Source organism: Maritimibacter alkaliphilus HTCC2654 (assembly GCF_000152805.1).
Lineage (GTDB): Bacteria > Pseudomonadota > Alphaproteobacteria > Rhodobacterales > Rhodobacteraceae > Maritimibacter > Maritimibacter alkaliphilus.
Map to the genome: position 1 here is coordinate 2,220,983 of NZ_CH902578.1, position 19,446 is coordinate 2,240,428.

Consider the following 19,446-nt stretch of genomic DNA (forward strand, 5'->3'; position numbering starts at 1 on the left):
GCGCGGGCCGAGGTGCTTTTCGCCGCGCGCCTTGGACAGCGCGATCTGGCGCTGGCGTTCGCGAAACCGCTCGCGCCGGGCGTCGTCATAGTCGTCGATGCATTTGTGGCAGGACACGCCCTCTTCGTACTCGGGCCGGGCCTTGTCTTCGGGCAGGATCGGGCGGCGGCAGGCGTGGCACATCTCATGCGGGCCTTCGACCAGCCCGTGCCCCACGCTCACCCGTCCGTCGAAGACGAAGCATTCGCCGTGCCAGAGGCTTTCGTCCTCGGGCACCTCTTCGAGATACTTGAGGATGCCGCCCTTGAGGTGAAAGACGTCCTCGACCCCCTGCCCGATCAGGTAGTTCGTCGATTTCTCGCAGCGGATGCCCCCGGTGCAGAACATCGCGATCCGCTTATTGTGGAAGCGATCCTTGTTCGCCTCCCACCACGCCGGGAAATCGCGAAAGCTCGCGGTTTCGGGGTCGACGGCACCGTCGAACGTGCCGATGGCGACTTCGTAGTCATTGCGGGTGTCGATCACGGCCACATCCGGCGCCGAAATCAGCGCGTTCCAGTCGGCGGGGTCAACATAGTGGCCGACCGAGGCACGCGGGTCGACGTCGGGCTGGCCCATCGTCACGATCTCGCGCTTGAGCCGCACTTTCATCCGTCCGAACGGCTGCTCGGATGCCTGCGACAGTTTATGGTCGAACCCGGCACAGCCCGGCAGCGCGTCGATGTAGGCGATGAGGTCGCGGATCGCCGCGTCTGCCCCTGCCACGGTCCCGTTGATCCCCTCTCGCGCGAGCAGCAGCGATCCGGTGATCCCGCGTTCGCAACAGAACTTCGCCAACGGCCCCTTGATCGCGGCGGGGTCGTCGAACGGAGTGAAGTGATACAAGGCGCAGACGGTGAACATGGCGCGGGGCTTACGCCCGGCGCCGGTTCCGATCAAGTCTCTCTGGTGGGCGTGCGACGCTCAGTAGCGATAGCCACGGGTCAGCGCCACGCGGGCCTGAAGCGACTGGAGCAGGCTGTCGAACGCCTCGCGGCTGCCGAGGGCCGAGCCCGAAATGGTCAGGTTGCCGTCCATATGCCGGATCTCGATCACGCGGGTGCCGGAAACCGACCGCGTCTTGATGTCGGAAATGCCCTTGTAGGTCAGCCGCAGGACAGCGGGATTGTCCGGTTGCGCAGGGGCCGAGATCGCCTCGTTGTCCAGCACGATCGGCGCCTTCTGTTCCGACGGGCGCATCCAGTTGCGCACTTCGTCAAAGGTGACCCAGCCGGTCACCAGCCCGAGCACGCCATAGGCGAAAGTCGCCCCCTGCGGGCCGAAGGTCACCGCGCCCAGATCGAGGCTCCCGTTGTGGGTCATCGCCATATAGGCGGCCCAGACCGTAATCAGCCCGCAGATCACCATCAGCAGAAAGCCCTTGGCGGTCGTCAGCGTATATTCGTAGGTTTCGTGGGTCATTCGTCGAAATCCGGGAGTGGCAGCACATTCGATGGGATGAATCTCGCCCCGGATTGAGGCGGCATTTGGGCCGGATCGGTGCATTGTCTTGAATTTGCCGGGGCGCTGCGCCAAATCGAAACGCAACACGGAGGAGCCCATGATCCGCACCCTCGCCTTGTGCATTGCCCTTCTGCCTCTGGCCGCGGCGGCCCCAGCGCAGGTGCCGACCTCGACCGCGCAGATGCAACTTTCCTTCGCGCCGGTCGTCGAACAGGCCGCCCCGGCGGTCGTGAACATCTATGCCTCGCGCGTGATCGAACGGCGCAACCCCTTTGCGGACGATCCGTTTTTCTCGCAGTTTTTCAGGGACTTCGAGATACCGCCGCAGCAGCAGAACTCGCTCGGCTCCGGCGTGATCGTGGGGGACGGTCTGGTCGTATCCAACTACCACGTCGTCGGCAACGCGACCGACATCCAGATCGTTCTGGCCGACCGCCGCGAATACGCGGGCACGCTGGTTCTGGCAGACGAGTCCGCCGATCTGGCCGTGATCCGGCTCGAAGATGCGCCCGATCTGCCCGCGCTCGACTTCGCCGATTCCGATGCGCTGGCCGTCGGCGACCTCGTGCTTGCCATCGGCAACCCCTTCGGCGTGGGTCAGACCGTGTCGTCGGGCATCATTTCCGGCCTTGCGCGGACCGGGCAGGGCGGCGGGGCGCTGCTTCAGGGCGGGCGTTATTTCATCCAGACCGATGCGCCGATCAACCCCGGCAATTCCGGCGGTGCGCTGGTCGATATGAACGGCGACCTCGTGGGGATCAACACGCAGATCGTCACCCGATCCGGCGGGTCGAACGGCATCGGCTTCGCGATCCCCGCGAACCTCGTGAAACAGGTGGTCGCTCAGGCCGCCGAGGGCAACGACCGGTTCGAGCGGCCCTGGTCCGGGGTCGAGGTGCAGGTCGTCGATGCCTCGCTCGCCGGCGCTCTGGGTCTCGACCTGCCTATGGGCGTTCTGATCCGCTCGATTTCCAAGGACAGCCCTTTCGCGGTCGCCGGGCTGAAGACGGGCGACGTGATCGTGGCGATCGGGGATTTGCCGGTGAATGCCGCCGCCGAACTCGACTTCCGCCTCGCCACCTACCCGATGGGGGAAAAGGTGTCGGTCCGCTATCTGAATGCCGATGGCTATCACACCGCCCGCGTGACGCTCTTGGCCGCCCCGCGCGGGACCGTCGCGGCGCTGGCCACCATATCCGTGCCCGGCCCGTTTCAGGGTCTGACCCTTTCGCCCCTGTCCCCGGACATCGCGCGCAACCTCGGGCAACCGATGGACGCGACCGGCGTGGTGGTGGTCAATGCCGAAGGGCCCGCCCAGCGCACCGGGTTCCAGCGCGGCGACGTGATCCACGCGGTCAACCAGATCAGCGTCACATCGGCCGATGAGCTCCAGGCCGTGGTGGAAAGCGGGTCACGCTGGTGGCGGGTCGACTTTTCGCGCGGCGGGCGGCGCATCACGGCCCGGTTCAATGGGTGACGGCATGACCGACGCGCTCATCGTCATCGATGTTCAGAACGACTTCTGCCCCGGTGGTGCGCTTGCCGTGGACGGCGGGGACGAGATCGTGCCGGGCATCAATCGGCTGATCCGCGATTTTCCCATCCGCGTGTTCACGCAGGACTGGCATCCGGCAGGCCACAGTTCCTTTGCCTCGTCCCACCCCGGTAAGGCGCCGTTGGAGATGGTCGATATGGATTACGGGCCGCAGGTGCTCTGGCCCGACCATTGCGTGCAGGGCACCGATGGCGCGGCATTCCACGAAGACCTGATGACGGACCCTGCCGACCTGATCCTCCGCAAGGGGTTCCGGCCCGAGATCGACAGCTATTCGGCGTTTTTCGAGAACGATCACCGCACGTCCACCGGGCTGGAGGGATACCTGCGCAGTCGGGGCGCGACACGGCTGACCTTCGTCGGGCTGGCGACCGATTTCTGTGTCGGCTGGTCGGCGATGGACGCCGCGCGGCTTGGCTTCGCGGTGACGGTGCGGTTGGACCTGTGCCGGGCCATCGACGCGGACGGGTCGCTCGACACGGCGCTGGCCGGCATGAGGGACGCGGGCGCTACGCTGATCGGTTAGAGATAGCGTTCTTCGAGCCGTGCCGTGCCCGTCACGCCGAGAGATGCCCTGTGGGCCGCCAGCCACTCCGCAGCCGTGTCGGACCCAAGTCCGTGGAGGTCCGTGAGCAAGGACCACGAAGGGAACATCTTGGATTTCGGGTCGAACTCCCGCATCGCGATCTCGTTCTGGATTTCATGCAGGCGCAGGTTCGCGATCGACTGGATGAACGGCACGCCACAGACCGGCGGACGTCCGTCCAGTTCCGCCTTCAGCAAGGCGATGGCGCGAATGTCCTTGGTCAGCGTCTGGTTGAAGGTCAGTTCCGATATCCGGTCGGGAATCCGGTCCGGCGAGGACGGGGTGCGCCTGCGGTTGATCGGGTTGACCGTGACCAGCACGAGGTCGTGGTTCCCGCTTTCCTGCACCAGCTGCACCAGCGGCGGATTGGCGGAATAACCACCGTCCCAATAGTCCTCGCCCTCGATCTCGACCGCCGGAAAGGCCAGTGGCAGGCAGGCCGAGGCGATGACCGCCTCCAGCGTCACGTCGTCGTTTCGAAAAATGCGCGCGGCACCGGAGCGGGCATTGGTGGCCGAGATGAAGATGCGCGGCGCATCCGGGCGTCGGAGCGCCGCGAAATCGACGTGATCGCGCACGATCTCTTCCAACAGCATCTGTGCGGGTCGCCCGTTCTGCGGATGCGGGGTCAGCGACAGTTGTGCGCCGGAGATCAGGTTCAGCCAGGACGCCGTGGCCGACGTCCACTTCGGGAAAGCGTCGAAGACCGCGATGAACGGCGCGAGTTGCCGTGCGCCCCGGTTCACGGCCTCCCAGAACGACGCGAGCGACCGCCGCGCACCGTCCCGGCCCCCGACGGCGAGACCGGAGGCCGCGACGACCGCGTTCATCGCGCCCGCCGAGGCACCGGAAATCGCTGTGATGTCGATGCTCTCGTCAGCGAGGAGCCGATCGAGCACACCCCAAGTAAAGGCGCCATGTGCCCCGCCGCCCTGAAGCGCCACATCCAGTTTCACGGCATTAATCGTCGTTCCGTCCATCACCCGGCCTTTCCTTGCTGCATTGCAGCATATTCCGGATATAGGGCACTCGCGAACGAATTGCGAAGCCCCCGCGCGTCACGAGACCGTGGGGTCGCAAATCGTGCGCTTGCGCGCTCAGCTATTGCGCCACCCTGCCTTGCGGCAGGTCGACGCGGTGGGGAGGCCAGCCTCCCCAGCCGGTCCTTTGCAGGGCAAAGCACCGGCTCCCCTCCGAGGTTTCGGGAAACAGAGAAGATCAGGGGGTGATCACCAGTTTTCCGGCGATCTCGCCGGCCCCCATGCGGGCCAGCGCGGCGGGCGCGTCCGCGAGCGGGGCGGTTTCGCCGATGTGGGGCATGATATCGCCCCTTGCGACGAGGGCGACCATACGCCGGGTCATGTCGGGGCCCTGCGGAACCACGAGGAGGCCGGTGCGCTTTGGCGGCAGCGCGCCCGCGATGATGAACTTGGTGGCACCTCCGACGAGGCGGTACTGGCCCGTTGGTGTCAGACGTCCGGCGACCGTCCGCATCGGCCGGGTCGCGACGAGGTCGAGGATGCTGTCGAATGTGGTGGACAGCGTCGCGAAGTCCGTTTTGCGGTGGTCGATCAGGTGATCCGCCCCCGCCGCGTGCATCACCGCCTGTTTCGCGGCATTGTCCACGGCCCAGACCTCGGCCCCCGCGCGTTTCGCCATCTGGATCGCGAGCGGCCCTGCGCCGCCCCCGCCGCCGTTGATCAGCACCCGTTGGCCGGGGGCGAGCTTGCCCTCGAACGCCTCGATGGCGATAGCGCCGGATTGGGGAAGGGCGGCGGCGGTCGTGAAATCCATGTCGTCGGGGAGGCGTACCCAGCGGTCGGCCTTGGCCACGCAAAAGCCGGCGAAGCCCCCGAAGCTTTCGAACGTGTCGGCCACCACGCGGTCGCCCACGGAAAACCCCGTGACGACTTCGCCCACCGCGTCGACCACGCCCGCGACGTCGGAGCCTGCCACCCGCACACGCATGACCATTCGGGCCAGCCGCCCGTAGAACGGCCGCCCGGTCGCGAATTCCCAATCGGACGCGTTCGCTCCGCAGGCCATGACCCGGACGCGGACCTCGCCGCGCCGCACGCTTGGCACCGCGATGTCCTCCACCCGGAACGCGTCCGCCCCGTAGCCGCGCATCACAACCGCCTTCATGCTTGAAATCCCCTGCCGCCCCGGCTCACATGCCAAGCATGGTCGACATAGCCTCACGCGTCTACAATCACACTTGGAAGATCGATCCGATCGTCCGGTCACTGATCGATACCGATTTCTACAAGCTCCTGATGTGTCAGTCGGTTCATCGCAACCACCCGGACACGCAGGTCACGTTCCAGCTCATCAACCGGGCCAGCGACGTGCCCCTCGCGACCCTGATCGACGAGGGGGAGTTGCGCGAGCAGCTGGATCATATCCGCACGCTGTCACTGACCCGTGGCGAGAGCACATGGATGCGCGGCAATACGTTCTACGGCCAGCGCCAGATGTTTCGCCCGGATTTCATGGAGTGGTTCGAGGGGCTGCGCCTGCCGCCCTACCACCTCGCCCGTGTGGGCGATCAGTACGAGCTGACGTTCGAGGGGGCGTGGCCCGAGGTCATGCTGTGGGAAATCCCCGCCCTCGCCGTCCTCATGGAACTGCGCTCGCGCGCCGTGCTGCGCGACATGGCGCGGTTCGAGTTGGAGGTGCTTTATGCCCGCGCCATGACCCGGCTGTGGGAAAAGGCCGAGCGTCTGCGCGGCCTGCCCGGCCTGAAGCTCGCCGATTTCGGCACCCGGCGGCGGCACAGCTTTCTGTGGCAGGACTGGGCGGTGCAGGCGATGGTGGAGCGGCTTGGCCCGGCGTTCGTCGGCACGTCCAACTGCCTGATCGCCAAGAACCGCGATCTGGAAGCCATCGGGACCAATGCGCATGAACTGCCGATGGTGACGGCGGCGCTGGCGGAGGATGACGCTGCGCTGGCCCGCGCGCCCTATGACGTGCTGGCGGACTGGCATGAGGAGCATTCGGGGAACCTGCGCATCATCCTGCCCGACACCTACGGGACCAAGGGGTTCTTGGACAATGCGCCCGACTGGCTGGCCGGGTGGACGGGCATCCGCGTGGATTCCGGCGACCCGGTGGAGGGGGCCGAGACGGCGATCCGCTGGTGGCAGGCGCGGGGCGAGGACCCGCGTGAGAAGATGGTGATCTTTTCCGACGGGCTGGACGTGGAGGAGATCGAGCGGCTGCACGGGCTGTTTTCTGGTCGTGTGAGGGTCAGTTTTGGCTGGGGGACGCTGCTGACGAACGATTTTCGCGGGCTCGCGCCGGGGGACGCGCTGGCGCCGTTCTCACTGGTGTGCAAGGCCGTCGCCGCCGAGGGGCGGCCCACGGTGAAACTCTCGGACAACCCGGCGAAGGCGATGGGGCCGGAGGGGGAAGTGGCCCGATATAAGCGGGTGTTTGGGGTTGGGGATCAGGTGGAGCGGGAGGTTGTGGTTTGAAAAGGTTGGCTAGTCTTCCTCAAAGAAGGTAGGTCCGTTGTCACGAATAGGTGCTACACCACTTTTCTCCAAGACCCCCCACAGTTGACGTGCACTCATTTCGGCACCAAAATCATCGTCGTTGTAGCTGATTACATTCAGAACGATCCTGTTCTTGCGCCGACCATTTTCGACTTTTACAGCAAATTGGACGACGAGTTCATCAATTGTGCCGGAGTTAACCTCCCCATTTTCGTATCTAAGCCAGAAGTGGGGATCGTATATGGTGAAAAAAACAAAAGAACCTTTGGAGTCCCTCCCTTTCCAGCCTCTTTGTTTGTCGTTCTGGTCCCAGTTCGGGGACGTAACGAAAATCTTTCTTGTTTCAAACTCCCATGTTGAGTCATCTCTCGGCCGGACTGGAGTTACCCGAAGCGAGAAATCTTCCCTTGAAACGGGAGTTTCCGGGCTATCGCCGAAACCCACGCTTTTGATTTGTGGATTAAGTTCAAGCGCATCGTAGAAGGCATTCTTTGCCGCAAAGGATTCGGGGTAATCTTCAGGCGATAAGCCGATCTGAGCAAGTTCTGACGTTCGTTTCTCAAGGAATCGTTCACTAGAGTTCACTAGTATTTCTGTTGAAATAGCGCTTTCGATCTCATCGTCAGGAATCGCGTCTGATCGCGATTCTGTGCTCAACTCCTGTCTTATGCGATTTCCGATCTCCTGACCCCACTCATGTGTTGGTTTGCCCGTCAAACCTTCGACAAACCCTTCGCCAAAGTCGCCAAAGATCGTGGCCGTTAGCGCGCTAAATCCAGCGATTATCACAACGCCAAGCGTACTCTTAAATGACCCAGGCTCTGGTGCGAACACATAGAGCTTGTACTGAAGCTCTCCTGAAAACAGCTCTTGGTTCAGCGCCTCAAAGAGTCTCTCATATTCGACGCTTGTTTCAACGAATGTTGAAAGTGCGATCTTGTGACCGGCCACATCAAAGTGAAATGGAATTGAGAAAATCGGTCTATTGGCAGGATCGAAAGCGATGATTGGCATCAGCAATCCTCAAAAAATCTACCTCTTGAATAACTCGAATTGTATGCTTTGGGAAGTCGGTTGCCGAGGGAGCGTAGTTTAGCGTGGCACGCATCACTTAGTATCACGCAACCGTAGGGTGGGCTTCAGCCCACCACAGCGCCCTCACTGGCCACCGCGCTTGCCGGGGTGAACCCCGGCCTACGGGGTCGTCGTTGCGGGGTGCGATCCGCCGGGTGGTGGGTTTCACCCACCCTACTTGACCTTCCCTCTGAGCGCCTTCACCTCCCCGCGCTTCTTCTTCGCGTCCACGCGTTTGCGCTTCTGGTTGGCCGAGACTTTCGTCGGGATGCGGCGTTTCGGTTTTTCGCAGCAAGCGTAGGGTGGGCTTCAGCCCACCATGGCGCCCCCATCGGCCAGCGCGCTTGCCGGGGCGAACCCCGGCCTACGGGGTCTTACTTTCGGGGTCATCGCTCTGGGGTGCGATCCGTCAGGTGGTGGGTTTCACCCACCCTACTTGACCTTCCCCCTAAGCGCCTTCACCTCCCCGCGCTTCTTCTTCGCGTCCACGCGTTTGCGCTTCTGGTTGGCCGAGACCTTCGTCGGGATGCGGCGTTTCGGTTTTTCGCAGGCTTTGCGGATCATCTCCGCCAGCCGCTCCTCGGCCAACTCCCGGTTCCTCGCCTGTGACCGGGTGTCCTGCACGAAGACGATCAGCGCGCCGTCGGTGGTCCAGCGCCGCCCGGCCAGCCGCTTGAGCCGCCGTTTCACCGGGTCGGGGAGGTGCGGCGAGCGTTCGGCCTCGAACCGTAGCTCCACCGCCGTGGACACCTTGTTCACGTTCTGCCCGCCGGGGCCCGACGCGCGCACGAAGCTTTCGGTCAGTTCCCAGTCCTGAATGGTGATCTGGTCGTTTACGCGGATCATGGTCTTACAATCAGTCCCCCACCGGGGGAGTTCCCTGCAATGCGAAAAGGGCCACCGCTGGGGTGGCCCTTCGAGAAGTCTGGAGGTGGGGCCGGTTAGACAATGTCAGCCTAGCCCGCTACCAACCGAGGGCTGCCCCGGTTGGGCGCTTCTACTTTGTCCCGGCACCTCTCTCCGTGAATTCTCTAGACATGGACACCTCCTTTCCTCGAGTTGAATAACGATAAGAAAAGGGTGCCACATATCTGGTATGGGTCAACATTTTTTACGCAGGATTTGGTGAAAGTTTCGCGACAAGCACACGAAACGGCACAAGTGCCACCAAAGCGAGCGAAAGTTTGACAAGCCAGTCGGCAAAGGCGAGGCTGACCCAGAGCGGGACCACGCCGCCGAGCCCCAGGAATGGGACGGCTTCGGTCGCCCAAGACGTCTCTAAGTTCGCGTTTTCACTGAAGAAAACGCCGATGGAGGCGGAAAAGGCGATGGAGAAGAACAGCACCGTATCGACCGCCGACCCGATCAGGGTGGAGGCCAAGGGCGCGCGCCACCAGCGGCCGCCGCGCAGGCGGTCGAAGATGGCGACGTCCAGAAGCTGCGCGGTCAGGAACGCGATGCCGGAGCCGACGGCCACGCGCAAAGACACGGCGGCGAATTCGTAGCCGTCGCCCTGCAGCATGATCTGGCTGCCGATCAGCGAGCAGACGACGCCGACGAGGAAGCCCGTGAAGACGACGCGGCGCGCGGCCTGCACGCCGTAGACGCGGTTCATCACATCGGTCACGAGGAACGCGATGGGATAGGTGAACGCGCCCCAGGTCAGCCAGTTGCCGAGCAGGAATTGGACGAGGATGTTCGAGGCCACCACGACGGCGGCCATGGCAAGAATGCCGGGAAGAATGCGGGTCATGTGTTTGATCCGTTTTGACATGGTGGTCGGAGACATGGCCCTGCTTATGCAGGACGGGCGGGGCCTACAGGTTCTCGTCGTCCGGATCAAGCGTTTCGTCGGATTGGTTGTCCTCGGGCGGCGGCAGGTCGCCCGGCACGATGTACTCGACGATCTCGTTCTTCTGAAAGAAGCGGTGGTTGTCGTCGGAGATCATGGTGATGCGCATGTCGCCCAGCGCGTCCTGCCAGACCGCGATGCCTTCGAGGTTGTCGTGCGTGCGCGGCTGGGTTTCGAGCAGGGTGATCTCGCCGTCCAGCGTATCCTCGCCCAGATCGAAGCGGCGCACGCGGGAGGCGAAGCCAAGCTGTGACGACGACAGGCGGCGTTCGAGCAGGTAGAAGCGCCCGTCCGGGCCGATGTCGGCACCGACGGGCAGGAAATCGCCCCGGCGCGGGATGGTGAAGGGGATCGTCCATTCACCGTCACGATACCGGAACACGTCGAACGGTCGGGTCAGCTCGCCCGAGCGTTCGGGCAGGGTATAAAGCGCGCCGTCGGCATCGATCGCCAATGCCTCCAGCGAGGAATTGTTCTGGAGATCCTTGAAGCCTTCGGCGCGCGGCAGGTGGACCGCGCGGTCGACGGCGGCGTCGTTGTATTCGTTGATCCTGTGCTCGGCCTCGAACGACACGAACACGCGGCCATCGGGGGCGACCGCCAGACCTTCGCTGTCGTCCCAATAGCGCGGAAGCGGGTCGCCATCGGTGTGGGTCAGCGTCAGGATCGGCCCCGTCTCGGTCCCGATCAGCCAGCCGTTCGCGTTGCGCAACAGCCGCCCCGACACGATCAGGCCGCGATCCGATACGGTGACGAAGCCGACCCCGTCGGGATCGACCTCGAACCCCGACCAGCCACCGAAGGACTCGTCCGCAATCGACCAGAGCGTGCTGGAGGCGAATTGGGCGGGCTGCGGCGATTGGGCGATGGCGGAGGGCGCCAGCGCGAAGGCGGTTATTGCGACTGCAAGACGGCGGCGCATTGCTGAGGCAGATCCGCGAGGCGGATTTCACGGCGCGGCTGAGGGGCCGGCGCATTCGGATCCGGTGGCGGCGGGTTGAGGATGTTGGCGACCCACTGACGCGCGTCGTCACACCCGTCACCCGGTGGCGGCGGATCTTGGTTCGTGCAGCCGGACATGCCGGCAGGGCAGTTCAGGCGCACGTGGAAATGATAGTGGTGACCGTACCAGGGCCGGATCTTGCGCAGGTAGGACCGGTCGCCGGTCTCGTCATTGCACATCTGAACCTTGGCGCCGGGAAACACGAAGATGCGCGCGACGCGCGGGTCGGACGCGGCGGCCTTCAGCACCTGATGATGCTGCGGCGTCCAGTTCTCGTTCACATAGGCACCATTGGCGCGACGGGTCGAAATCGAAGACAGGTTCTCGCGCTCGGTCGGGGTCAGGTCGAGCCGCGTGGGCGGCAGCATCCAGATGTCGGCGTCCAGCCCGATCTGGTGGCTGGCGTGCCCCGTCAGCATCGGCCCGCCACGGGGCTGGCTCATATCCCCCACGTAAAGCCCGGCCCAGCCCGGCTGACGCGCGGCCTTGGCGGACAGATCCTTAACGTAGTCGATCAGCTGCGGGTGACCCCAGTTCCGGTTGCGGCTAAGGCGCATCGCCTGCCACGTCGGCCCGGTTTCGGGCAGTTGCGCCCCACCGGCAAGGCACCCTTTGGAATAGAACCCCCACGCCGCCGGGGTCTGCGCCGACGGCCCGGATTTATGGCCGAACAGTTGCTTCGCCGGTTCGTTCGCGGTCGAGATGATTTCGCGCGCGGCGGTCAGGTCGTATTCGCTTGCGGGCGGGGCCTTGCCGCTTACCGGACGGTTGTCCGACGAACAGGCCAGAAGCGCGCCCGTCAGCGCGACGGTCGCGACAAGCGCACGGGGAATGCGGCGGATCATGGGGTGGTGAACTCCTCTCCATCCGGTCGCACCCAGACTAACAGAACGAGTCCCAGAAGAAAGAGCAGGATGAGAGGGGATACGCCAAGTCTCGCCGACCCGGTGATGGTCGTGGCGAGCCCAATTAGGGCGGGCGCGATAAAGGCGGTCGCGCGGCCCGACAGACCGTAGAGGCCGAAGTATTCGGTGGGCGAAGCCGGGTCGGCATGGCGCACCATGAGCGAGCGGGACGCGGCCTGAAGCGTGCCGCCCATGCCGCCGATCACGATGCCTGCGCCGAACATGATGATGTCCGGCAGCTTGGAGCCTTCGGCGAGCGCTATGCCGAAAACCGACTGCCGGTCCATGAACACGATGGTCACGATGACGAGGCTCAGGCCGAGGATCGCGCCGACGATCACCGGCTTGGGTCCGATGGAGCTGTCGACCTTGCCGCCGAGCCACGAGAAAAGGGCGGCGGAGATCGCCGAGATGATGCCGAAGATCCCGATGGACGTGACCTGCCAGTCGAGGACGAGCGTCGCGTAAACGCCGCCGAAACCGTAAAGCCCGTTCAGCGCGTCGCGATAGAACATCGACGAAAGCAGGAAGTTCAAAAGCGACCGGCGATCCTTGAGCGCGCGCAGCGAACGGCCCAGCCCGCCGAGGGCTTTGGATATGGAATGCTTGCGGCGCGGCAGGTCGTCTTCGCGCACCCACAGGAAGTAGGGCACCATGAAGACGATGAACCAGATCGCGACGAACGGCCCGACGAACCGCGTGCCCTCACGCGTCGAACCGTCGAGAAGGCCGAACGCGGGTTCCAGCCCGATCAGGGTCTTGCCGTTGTCACCCTCGGCGAAGATCGCGAGCATGATGATAAGCGCCACGATCCCGCCGACATAGCCGAAGGCGAAGCCGGAACCCGAGGTTTTGCCGACCTCGCTATCCTCGACCAATCCGGGCAACTGGCCGTTAACGAAGATCAACGCGAATTCAGCGCCGATGAAACCGATGCCGAACGCGAACAGCATCAGCCACATGTTTCCGCCCGCAGGATCGGTATACCAAAGCGACCAGGCACCGACGACGTAGAGCAGCGTGAACAGGTAAATCCACGGGCGGCGGCGGCCCGACGTATCCGCGAGCGCCCCAAGGATCGGCCCGCCGAACCCGATGATAAGACCCGTGATCGTCAGGCACATCGACCAAACGGTCTGGGCCCGCGCATCCGCGGCCTGTTCGGCCATCCCGGACGACAGAAAGAACGCCGTCGCGACCGTGGCGAAGAAGGGCCCGTAGATGAATGTGAGCAGAACGGTGTGATAAGGCTGGCTCGCCCAGTCGAACCAGTACCAGCCCCATATGCGCTTCCTGTCCCCGGTGGCCATCTGCCCCTCCCACCTCATTATGGTTAACTGTATGGCCGGAGTTATACCTTAGAAGCAAGCACCTTACGTTGGGGAAGGATTAGAATTCCGGCGGCCATGGCCGGTGGGTATCAGCCTCGATCCAGCCCGAAACCCAGTCTGGCAAGGGCGGCGACTTGAGATCGGGATAGCCCATGGCCGCAAGCACCCGGTCCGTCGTCACGATCCCGTTTCGGTCGGTCGTGGCGGTCCGCACGAGGATGTGGTTGGCGCAGGTCTCGCCCTTCCACATCGACTGCTCGATATAGGAAAACTTGTCGTCCCAGCCGATCAGCCGTGTCCGCAGTTCGATCCGGTCGAACATCTTGACGCGGCGGCGGTACATGACGCTCGCCCCCGCGACCGCGCCGCCCCATTTCTGCTTCGCGGTGGTCTGCGCGATGCCCGTGCGGATACCGAACGGGACGCGGCCCAGATCGAACAGGGTCAGCGTGCGCCCGTTGTTCAACTCCATGAACATATCCAGATCCCACGGCCAGCAGATGTGGTGGCTGACGTGAACCCCGTCGATGGGCAGTCGCGACTGGCCGAACGACTTGACGATTTCCTTGGCGAGGCGGACGAAGGGATACATAGGGCGCTCCTTTGTCCCCGCCTGCTGCGCCTGCGAAAAGCGCGCGTCAACCGTTCCCGCGCGTCACACTTGCGCTCGCGCCCCCGTGCCCCTAGGTCAGTGCACGGACAAAGAACGGACCGCCCATGCTTTCGATAATGCAAATCCTCCTCGCCATCCTGAACGTGATCTGGTTCATCGTGATCGTTCACATCATCATGTCGTGGCTGATCAACTTTCAGGTTCTCAACCTCGGACAGCGGTTCGTGGCGCAGGTCTGGTATGGGCTGAACCGGCTCGTCGATCCGGTCTATTCGCGCATTCGCCGCTTCATGCCGGACATGGGCGGGCTCGATCTGTCGCCGGTCATCGTGCTGCTCGCGCTCTTCGCGATCCGCACGGTCATTCAGAACAACATGTACCACTTCTACTAGGTTGCGAGGGGCACGGGTTGTGGCTAAACCCGGCCCATGCCCCGCGACCTCGACCTTCTGAAATCCGTCTTCGGCTTCGACGCCTTCCGACCGGGTCAGGATGAGATTGTGTCGGCGGTGACGGCGGGCGAAGACACGCTCGCCATCATGCCGACGGGCGGCGGCAAATCCCTCTGCTACCAGCTTCCCGCTTTGTTGCGCGACGGCGTGACCGTCGTCATCTCCCCCCTTATCGCTCTGATGCGCGATCAGGTCCGCGCCCTGCGGGCCGTGGGGGTCGAAGCGGGCGCGCTGACCTCCGGCAACACCGAGGAAGAGACGGACGAGGTGTTCCGTGCCATTTCCGAGGGCCGGCTGAAGCTTCTTTACATGGCGCCCGAACGGCTTGCCTCGGGCGGGACCGTGAACCTGCTCAAACGTGCGGGCGTGACAATGATCGCCGTGGACGAGGCGCATTGCGTCAGCCAGTGGGGTCATGACTTCCGCCCCGACTATCTGCGGATCGGTGATCTGAAATCCGCGCTCGGCGTGCCGCTCGCCGCCTTCACCGCCACGGCGGATGAGGAGACACGGGCCGAGATCGTGACTAAGCTTTTCGCAGGCAAGGCGCCGCGCAGTTTCCTGCGCGGCTTCGACCGCCCGAACATCCATCTGGCCTTCGCGGTCAAGGATGGTCCGCGCGGTCAGATCCTGGACTTCGCCGCGCCGCGCAAGGGGCTGTCGGGCATCGTCTACACCGCCACCCGTGCCAAGACCGAGACGTTGGCCGAGGCGCTTCGGGGCGCGGGGCACGAGGCTGTCGCCTATCACGCCGGGCTCGACCCCGAGCGGCGGCGCGACGTCGAGCGGCGGTTCCAGACCGAGGACGGGCTGATCGTCGTCGCAACCGTCGCCTTCGGCATGGGGATCGACAAACCTGACATCCGCTGGGTGGCGCACGCCGACCTGCCAAAATCCATCGAGTCCTACTATCAGGAGATCGGTCGTGCGGGCCGTGACGGTGCGCCAGCCGAGACGCTCACGCTCTACGGTCCCGACGACATCCGCCTGCGCCGCACCCAGATCGACGAGGGGCTCGCGCCCCCGGAACGGCGCGCGGCGGATCACGCGCGGCTCAACGCACTCCTTGGGTTGGCCGAGGCGCATGGCTGCCGCCGTCAACGGCTGCTTGGCTATTTCGGGGAAGACGCCGAAGGATGCAGCCATTGCGACAACTGCGACAAGCCGCCCGAGACATTCGACGCCACGGTGCCGGTGATGAAGGCGCTGTCGGCGGCCCTGCGGACCGGCGAAAGCTTCGGCGCGGGGCACCTGATCGACATCCTGACGGGCAACGAGACGGACAAAGTCAAACAGCGGGGCCACCAAGACCTGCCGACCTTCGCGGTGGGTCGCGACATGAACCGCGGTCAGTGGCAGGCGCTTTTCCGGCAGATGATGGGGCTGGATTTCGTGCGCCCCGATCCCGAACGCCACGGCGCGCTGCGCGTGACCGAGGCGGCGCATCCCGTGCTGAAGGGTGAGGCTTCGGTGACCTTGCGCCGCGATACGGTGTCGAAGTCCAAGGCCTGGCCCGCCGTCAAGGCGCTGGTGTCGGAGGAGGATGCGCCGCTGCTCTCTGCGCTCAAGGCCAAGCGCCGCGCATTGGCCGAGGCGCAGCGGGTGCCGGCCTATGTCGTCTTCACCGACCGGACGCTCATCGAAATGGCCGAGACCCGGCCCCAGACCATCGACGAGATGGCCAAAATTTCCGGCGTCGGCGCGAAAAAGCTGGAGCGGTATGGCGACGATTTCCTGTCGGTCATCGCGGGCGAGGCGGAAGCGATGCATCCCTCGCGCCGCAAGCTTGCAGGGTCGGAAAGCGGTGTGCTTTACGACCGTCTGGCCGAAGCCGCACGTGACCTTTATCGCGGGATCGACGGCTATGCGAAGCCTCTGTCGCTGACCCCTGGCCAGATCAAGCAGATCGCCGAGCGCCGTCCTTCATCCGAAGACGATCTCGCCCGTATCAAGGGTATGGACACCGCCCGGATCGACCGGTTCGGGTCGGCCTTCCTGTCGCTCATTCACGAGAGGTTTTGATGCTTATCACCGTGTCCCCCGCCAAACGGCTTGATGAGACCGAGGCCGTCGCCACCGGAGGCACAACGCCGTTTTTCGCGGACGACACCGCGACGCTCGCGAAAACGGCCGTTCTGAAACAGCCCCGAAAACTCGAGGCGCTGATGGATATCTCGCAGGCATTGGGCAAGCTGAATGCCGAGCGGTTCAAGCAGTTCGGATCGGGCGAGGGCGAAAAGCAGGCGATCGAGATGTTCGCGGGCGACACCTATACCGGGTTCGATGCGGCCTCGCTCGACGCCGACGCGATGGACTACGCGCAGGATCACCTGCGCATCCTATCCGGGCTATACGGTCTGCTGCGCCCTCGCGACGTGATCGCGCCGCACCGGCTGGAGATGGGCACGCGGCTCAAGACCCGGCGGGGCAAGTCGCTTTACGATTTCTGGGGCGACCGGATCGCCAAGCGGCTGGTGGCAGAGGCCAAGGACCTTGGCACCGACACGCTGGTCAACTGTGCCTCGGTCGAATATTTCACCGCCGCCGACCGACCCGCCCTGAAACTGCGCGTGGTGACACCCACGTTTTACGAGACCAAGAATGGCGAGCCGCGCATCGTCAGCTTCTTCGCCAAACAGGCGCGCGGCGCGATGGCGCGGTTCATCTGCGAGAACCGGATCACCGATCCGGCGGCGTTGGCGGACTTCAACCTCGGCGGTTATGAGCACCGGCCGGACATGAGCGCACCGGACCGCCCGGTTTTCGTGCGCGGCGAGGTCGATCAGGACGCCGCCTGAGCCTGATCCTTGTCGGGCAGTGCGGGCAGCGCATCCGCCGGGCAATTCGCGGCGATTTCGGCCAGAATGGCGTCTTTCGGAAAGGGCTTGGTCAGGTGTGCGTCCAGCCCGTGCCCCATGATATCGTCGCTATCCCCGGTCATCGCATGGGCCGTGAGCGCGACGATCCGGGTCCGGGTCAGGCCGCGTTCGGTTTCGATCTCGCGGATTTTCCGCGTCGCCTCCTTGCCATCGAGGCCGGGCATGGAAATGTCCATGAAAATCAGGTCGGGCTGGCCGTTTTCGAACTCGTCCACCGCTTCGAACCCGTTCGCGGCGAAGATCAGGTCGATGTCGCAGGCCTTGACCAGTTTGGAAAAGACGAAGCGGTTGGTCTTATTGTCTTCGGCGACCAGCACCCGCATCTTGCGGGGCGCGGACGGCGCCTCGGGCGTCAAGGCAGGTGGGTCTTCGGGTCCGACAGGCCGAACAGGTTGCCCTCGGTCAAATCCGCTTCGTCCTCGGCGGTGTCGCCCGTGAACAGATTTTCCTCGACCACCGACCGGATCGACCGGAAGCCCGGCAACTTCGGCTCCGGCAGGGCCGCGAGTTGCGCCATGAGCGCGGGCCGGGAATGGGGTTTGTGCAAGATCCGCTCCTCGTTGCAGGCGTGATCCCCGGCGAGCGGATCGGCCACGGTGATGATCGGAGCCGGGGCGTTCGCGCACATTTCGGCCATATCGGCCCGGATCAGTTTCTGATCCACGAAGATCACGTCCATTCCGGGTGACAGCCCCTGCCCCGCCTCGACATTGTCGGCCTCGGCAACCTCCATCCCAAGCGCGATCAGCCGCTTGGCCAGGATCGAGCGGTTCAGGTCGTCGGGCATGACAAGCAGGGCGCGGTCCAGCCAGTCTGGCGCATCGGGCAGGCTCGCCTCGGCCACGACAGGCAGGGACAGGGCGAAACCGAAACACGACCCGATACCTTCTTCGCTTTCCACCCAGACCTCGCCAAGCATGAGCGAGACGAGTTGCCGCGTGATGGCGAGTCCCAGCCCCGTGCCCTCGAAACTGCGGTTTCGTTCGTCCTCGACCTGATTGAATTCCCCGAACACATGATCCTGCATGTCCCGCGGAATGCCGATGCCGGTGTCCTCGACCGTGACGTGCACGCGCTGGCGGGCGTCGCCACCGTCCGGCATCCCGATCACACGGACAAGGATATGCCCCTTGGCCGTGAACTTGACGGCGTTACCGATCAGGTTGGTGAGGATCTGGCGCACCCGCACCGGATCGCCCTCGTATCGGGTCGGCAGGAACATATCGACGTCCAGCATGATCTTGAGACCCTTTTCGCGGATCGAGGGCATGACCAGCGCGATCACGTCGAGGATCGTCTGTTCCAGATCGAAGGGTTCGAGATGCAGCTCCAGCTTCGCCGCCTCGATCTTCGAGTAATCCAGCACGTCGTTGATGATGGTCAGCAGCGCCCGGCCAGACGAGCGGATCGTATCGACGTAGCTCGCCATCTCTTCGTCCAGATCGTGTTCTGCCATCAGGTCGGCCATTCCCACGACCCCGTTCATCGGCGTGCGGATTTCATGGCTCATGTTGGCGAGGAACGCGGACTTGGCGCGACTCGCGGCTTCGGCCCGTGCGCGGGCGGCGCGAAGCGCGTCCTGCCGCCGGATCGCCTGTGTCACGTCCATGGCCATCGAAACCGTGTCGCCGCCCGGTGCGCGCCGGTCGACCAGCCGCAAGTAGGCGCCGTTCCACAGCCTGATCTGGCGCGGCTCCGGCGCATCCGTCGCCCAGCGTTCCAGCATCCAGTCGCGCCATTCGGGCACCGTCCGCTCACCGATGTCGACGATGCCTTCGGACAGCGCGGCCTCGACGATTTCCTCGTAATGCGCGCCGGGGCGGATGCATTCCAGCCCGTCGAAGGGCGCGTAATAGGCGGGGTTCGCGATCACCAGACGGCTTTCGGCGTCAAACACGGCGAACCCGTCCTCGACCGTTTCGATCGAGGACCAGAGCCGCCGTTTGGCGATGTCGACTTCGACCGTCTTGCGTTCCAGATCCTCGCGCACCTCGACCACCTCTTCGCGTGTTTCCACCAGATCTTCGGACAATGAACGCGCATGGCGTGACAGCATCCTGTTCGCCTCGTTCAGCTCGGCTTCCTTCTGGGCGAGCAGCCGTTCCGCCGCCATCCGCGCGCGCCGTTCGCCGGTCAACAGATCATCATTCGTCATCGCGCTCTCCCATCGTCGCCAGTGCCGCGACCATCGCCCAA

At 64.3% G+C, this 19,446-nt stretch carries 19 protein-coding genes and 1 pseudogene; 6 read left to right on the forward strand and 14 right to left on the reverse strand.

All coding sequences use genetic code 11. The annotated features are described in order from the left end of the window. Together trhO and RB2654_RS11970 are read right to left on the reverse strand one after the other, a co-directional pair. On the reverse strand, positions 1 to 903 hold a 903-nt coding region (gene trhO / locus RB2654_RS11965; RefSeq protein WP_008331820.1), incomplete at its 3' end, for an oxygen-dependent tRNA uridine(34) hydroxylase TrhO. A gap of 60 nt (positions 904 to 963) precedes the next feature. Continuing rightward, positions 964 to 1,461 carry a hypothetical protein gene (locus RB2654_RS11970; RefSeq protein WP_008331822.1) on the reverse strand — a complete coding sequence of 166 codons (498 nt, stop codon included), beginning with the start codon at positions 1,459 to 1,461 and terminating at the stop codon, positions 964 to 966. Between the two features lie 139 nt (positions 1,462 to 1,600). Here RB2654_RS11970 and RB2654_RS11975 point away from each other — a divergent pair, with 139 nt between their 5' ends. Then, positions 1,601 to 2,980 carry a trypsin-like peptidase domain-containing protein gene (locus RB2654_RS11975; RefSeq protein WP_008331824.1) on the forward strand — a complete coding sequence of 460 codons (1,380 nt, stop codon included), beginning with the start codon at positions 1,601 to 1,603 and terminating at the stop codon, positions 2,978 to 2,980. 4 nt (positions 2,981 to 2,984) lie between these two features. Beyond that, the gene (pncA, locus tag RB2654_RS11980; protein WP_040885657.1) at positions 2,985 to 3,584 is read left to right on the forward strand and encodes a bifunctional nicotinamidase/pyrazinamidase; all 600 of its coding nucleotides are present in this window, start codon (positions 2,985 to 2,987) and stop codon (positions 3,582 to 3,584) included. On the opposite strand, the gene RB2654_RS11985 is transcribed toward pncA, so the two are convergent. Together RB2654_RS11985 and RB2654_RS11990 are read right to left on the reverse strand one after the other, a co-directional pair. Continuing rightward, positions 3,581 to 4,624 carry a patatin-like phospholipase family protein gene (locus RB2654_RS11985; protein ID WP_008331828.1) on the reverse strand — a complete coding sequence of 348 codons (1,044 nt, stop codon included), beginning with the start codon at positions 4,622 to 4,624 and terminating at the stop codon, positions 3,581 to 3,583. The genes pncA and RB2654_RS11985 overlap by 4 nt on opposite strands. Before the next feature lie 238 nt (positions 4,625 to 4,862). Next, positions 4,863 to 5,789: a zinc-binding dehydrogenase gene (locus RB2654_RS11990; RefSeq protein WP_008331830.1), complete on the reverse strand. Its 927-nt coding sequence runs from the start codon at positions 5,787 to 5,789 to the stop codon at positions 4,863 to 4,865. A 38-nt stretch (positions 5,790 to 5,827) separates the two neighbouring features. On the opposite strand from RB2654_RS11990, the gene pncB reads away from it, so the two are divergent. Beyond that, positions 5,828 to 7,120: a nicotinate phosphoribosyltransferase gene (gene pncB, locus RB2654_RS11995; protein ID WP_008331832.1), complete on the forward strand. Its 1,293-nt coding sequence runs from the start codon at positions 5,828 to 5,830 to the stop codon at positions 7,118 to 7,120. 9 nt (positions 7,121 to 7,129) lie between these two features. Here pncB and RB2654_RS12000 read toward each other — a convergent pair whose 3' ends face one another. The 8 genes and pseudogenes from RB2654_RS12000 to RB2654_RS12030 all read right to left on the reverse strand — a co-directional run bounded on the left by RB2654_RS12000 (position 7,130) and on the right by RB2654_RS12030 (position 13,898). Beyond that, a complete protein-coding gene (locus RB2654_RS12000; RefSeq protein ID WP_008331836.1) occupies positions 7,130 to 8,155 on the reverse strand; it encodes a hypothetical protein in 1,026 nt (341 codons plus the stop codon). 234 nt (positions 8,156 to 8,389) lie between these two features. Continuing rightward, a pseudogene (locus tag RB2654_RS23895) lies at positions 8,390 to 8,497 on the reverse strand (alternative ribosome rescue aminoacyl-tRNA hydrolase ArfB); the annotation flags it as partial. A 150-nt stretch (positions 8,498 to 8,647) separates the two neighbouring features. Then, the gene (arfB, locus tag RB2654_RS12005) at positions 8,648 to 9,061 is read right to left on the reverse strand and encodes an alternative ribosome rescue aminoacyl-tRNA hydrolase ArfB (RefSeq protein WP_008331837.1); all 414 of its coding nucleotides are present in this window, start codon (positions 9,059 to 9,061) and stop codon (positions 8,648 to 8,650) included. A gap of 265 nt (positions 9,062 to 9,326) precedes the next feature. Next, a complete protein-coding gene (locus tag RB2654_RS12010) occupies positions 9,327 to 9,968 on the reverse strand; it encodes a queuosine precursor transporter (protein WP_008331838.1) in 642 nt (213 codons plus the stop codon). Between the two features lie 64 nt (positions 9,969 to 10,032). Continuing rightward, positions 10,033 to 10,989: an esterase-like activity of phytase family protein gene (locus tag RB2654_RS12015; protein ID WP_008331839.1), complete on the reverse strand. Its 957-nt coding sequence runs from the start codon at positions 10,987 to 10,989 to the stop codon at positions 10,033 to 10,035. Beyond that, entirely contained in the window at positions 10,962 to 11,915 is a 954-nt protein-coding gene (gene mepA / locus RB2654_RS12020) for a penicillin-insensitive murein endopeptidase (RefSeq protein ID WP_008331840.1), read from the reverse strand. Before mepA ends, RB2654_RS12015 begins: the two co-directional genes overlap by 28 nt. Then, positions 11,912 to 13,285: an MFS transporter gene (locus RB2654_RS12025; protein WP_040884794.1), complete on the reverse strand. Its 1,374-nt coding sequence runs from the start codon at positions 13,283 to 13,285 to the stop codon at positions 11,912 to 11,914. Before RB2654_RS12025 ends, mepA begins: the two co-directional genes overlap by 4 nt. Before the next feature lie 79 nt (positions 13,286 to 13,364). Next, positions 13,365 to 13,898 carry an acyl-CoA thioesterase gene (locus RB2654_RS12030; protein WP_008331843.1) on the reverse strand — a complete coding sequence of 178 codons (534 nt, stop codon included), beginning with the start codon at positions 13,896 to 13,898 and terminating at the stop codon, positions 13,365 to 13,367. Between the two features lie 125 nt (positions 13,899 to 14,023). Here RB2654_RS12030 and RB2654_RS12035 point away from each other — a divergent pair, with 125 nt between their 5' ends. From RB2654_RS12035 to yaaA, 3 genes are read left to right on the forward strand one after another with little or no spacing between them, the layout of a single operon-like run. Further along, complete coding sequence (locus RB2654_RS12035) at positions 14,024 to 14,311, forward strand: YggT family protein (protein ID WP_040884796.1); 288 nt, start codon at positions 14,024 to 14,026, stop codon at positions 14,309 to 14,311. 36 nt (positions 14,312 to 14,347) lie between these two features. Continuing rightward, positions 14,348 to 16,393, forward strand: a complete 2,046-nt coding sequence (gene recQ / locus RB2654_RS12040) for a DNA helicase RecQ (protein ID WP_008331854.1) — start codon at positions 14,348 to 14,350, stop codon at positions 16,391 to 16,393. Further along, positions 16,393 to 17,169 (forward strand): peroxide stress protein YaaA, encoded by a 777-nt coding sequence (yaaA, locus tag RB2654_RS12045; protein ID WP_008331856.1) that lies wholly within the window; start codon positions 16,393 to 16,395, stop codon positions 17,167 to 17,169. The genes recQ and yaaA overlap by 1 nt, the downstream gene beginning before the upstream one ends. Here yaaA and RB2654_RS24075 read toward each other — a convergent pair. Both RB2654_RS24075 and RB2654_RS12055 read right to left on the reverse strand, forming a co-directional pair. Then, the gene (locus RB2654_RS24075) at positions 17,154 to 17,606 is read right to left on the reverse strand and encodes a response regulator (protein ID WP_008331857.1); all 453 of its coding nucleotides are present in this window, start codon (positions 17,604 to 17,606) and stop codon (positions 17,154 to 17,156) included. The two genes, yaaA and RB2654_RS24075, sit on opposite strands and share 16 nt — an antisense overlap. Next, positions 17,603 to 19,405 carry an ATP-binding protein gene (locus RB2654_RS12055; RefSeq protein ID WP_008331859.1) on the reverse strand — a complete coding sequence of 601 codons (1,803 nt, stop codon included), beginning with the start codon at positions 19,403 to 19,405 and terminating at the stop codon, positions 17,603 to 17,605. Before RB2654_RS12055 ends, RB2654_RS24075 begins: the two co-directional genes overlap by 4 nt. Positions 19,406 to 19,446 lie beyond the last annotated feature (41 nt).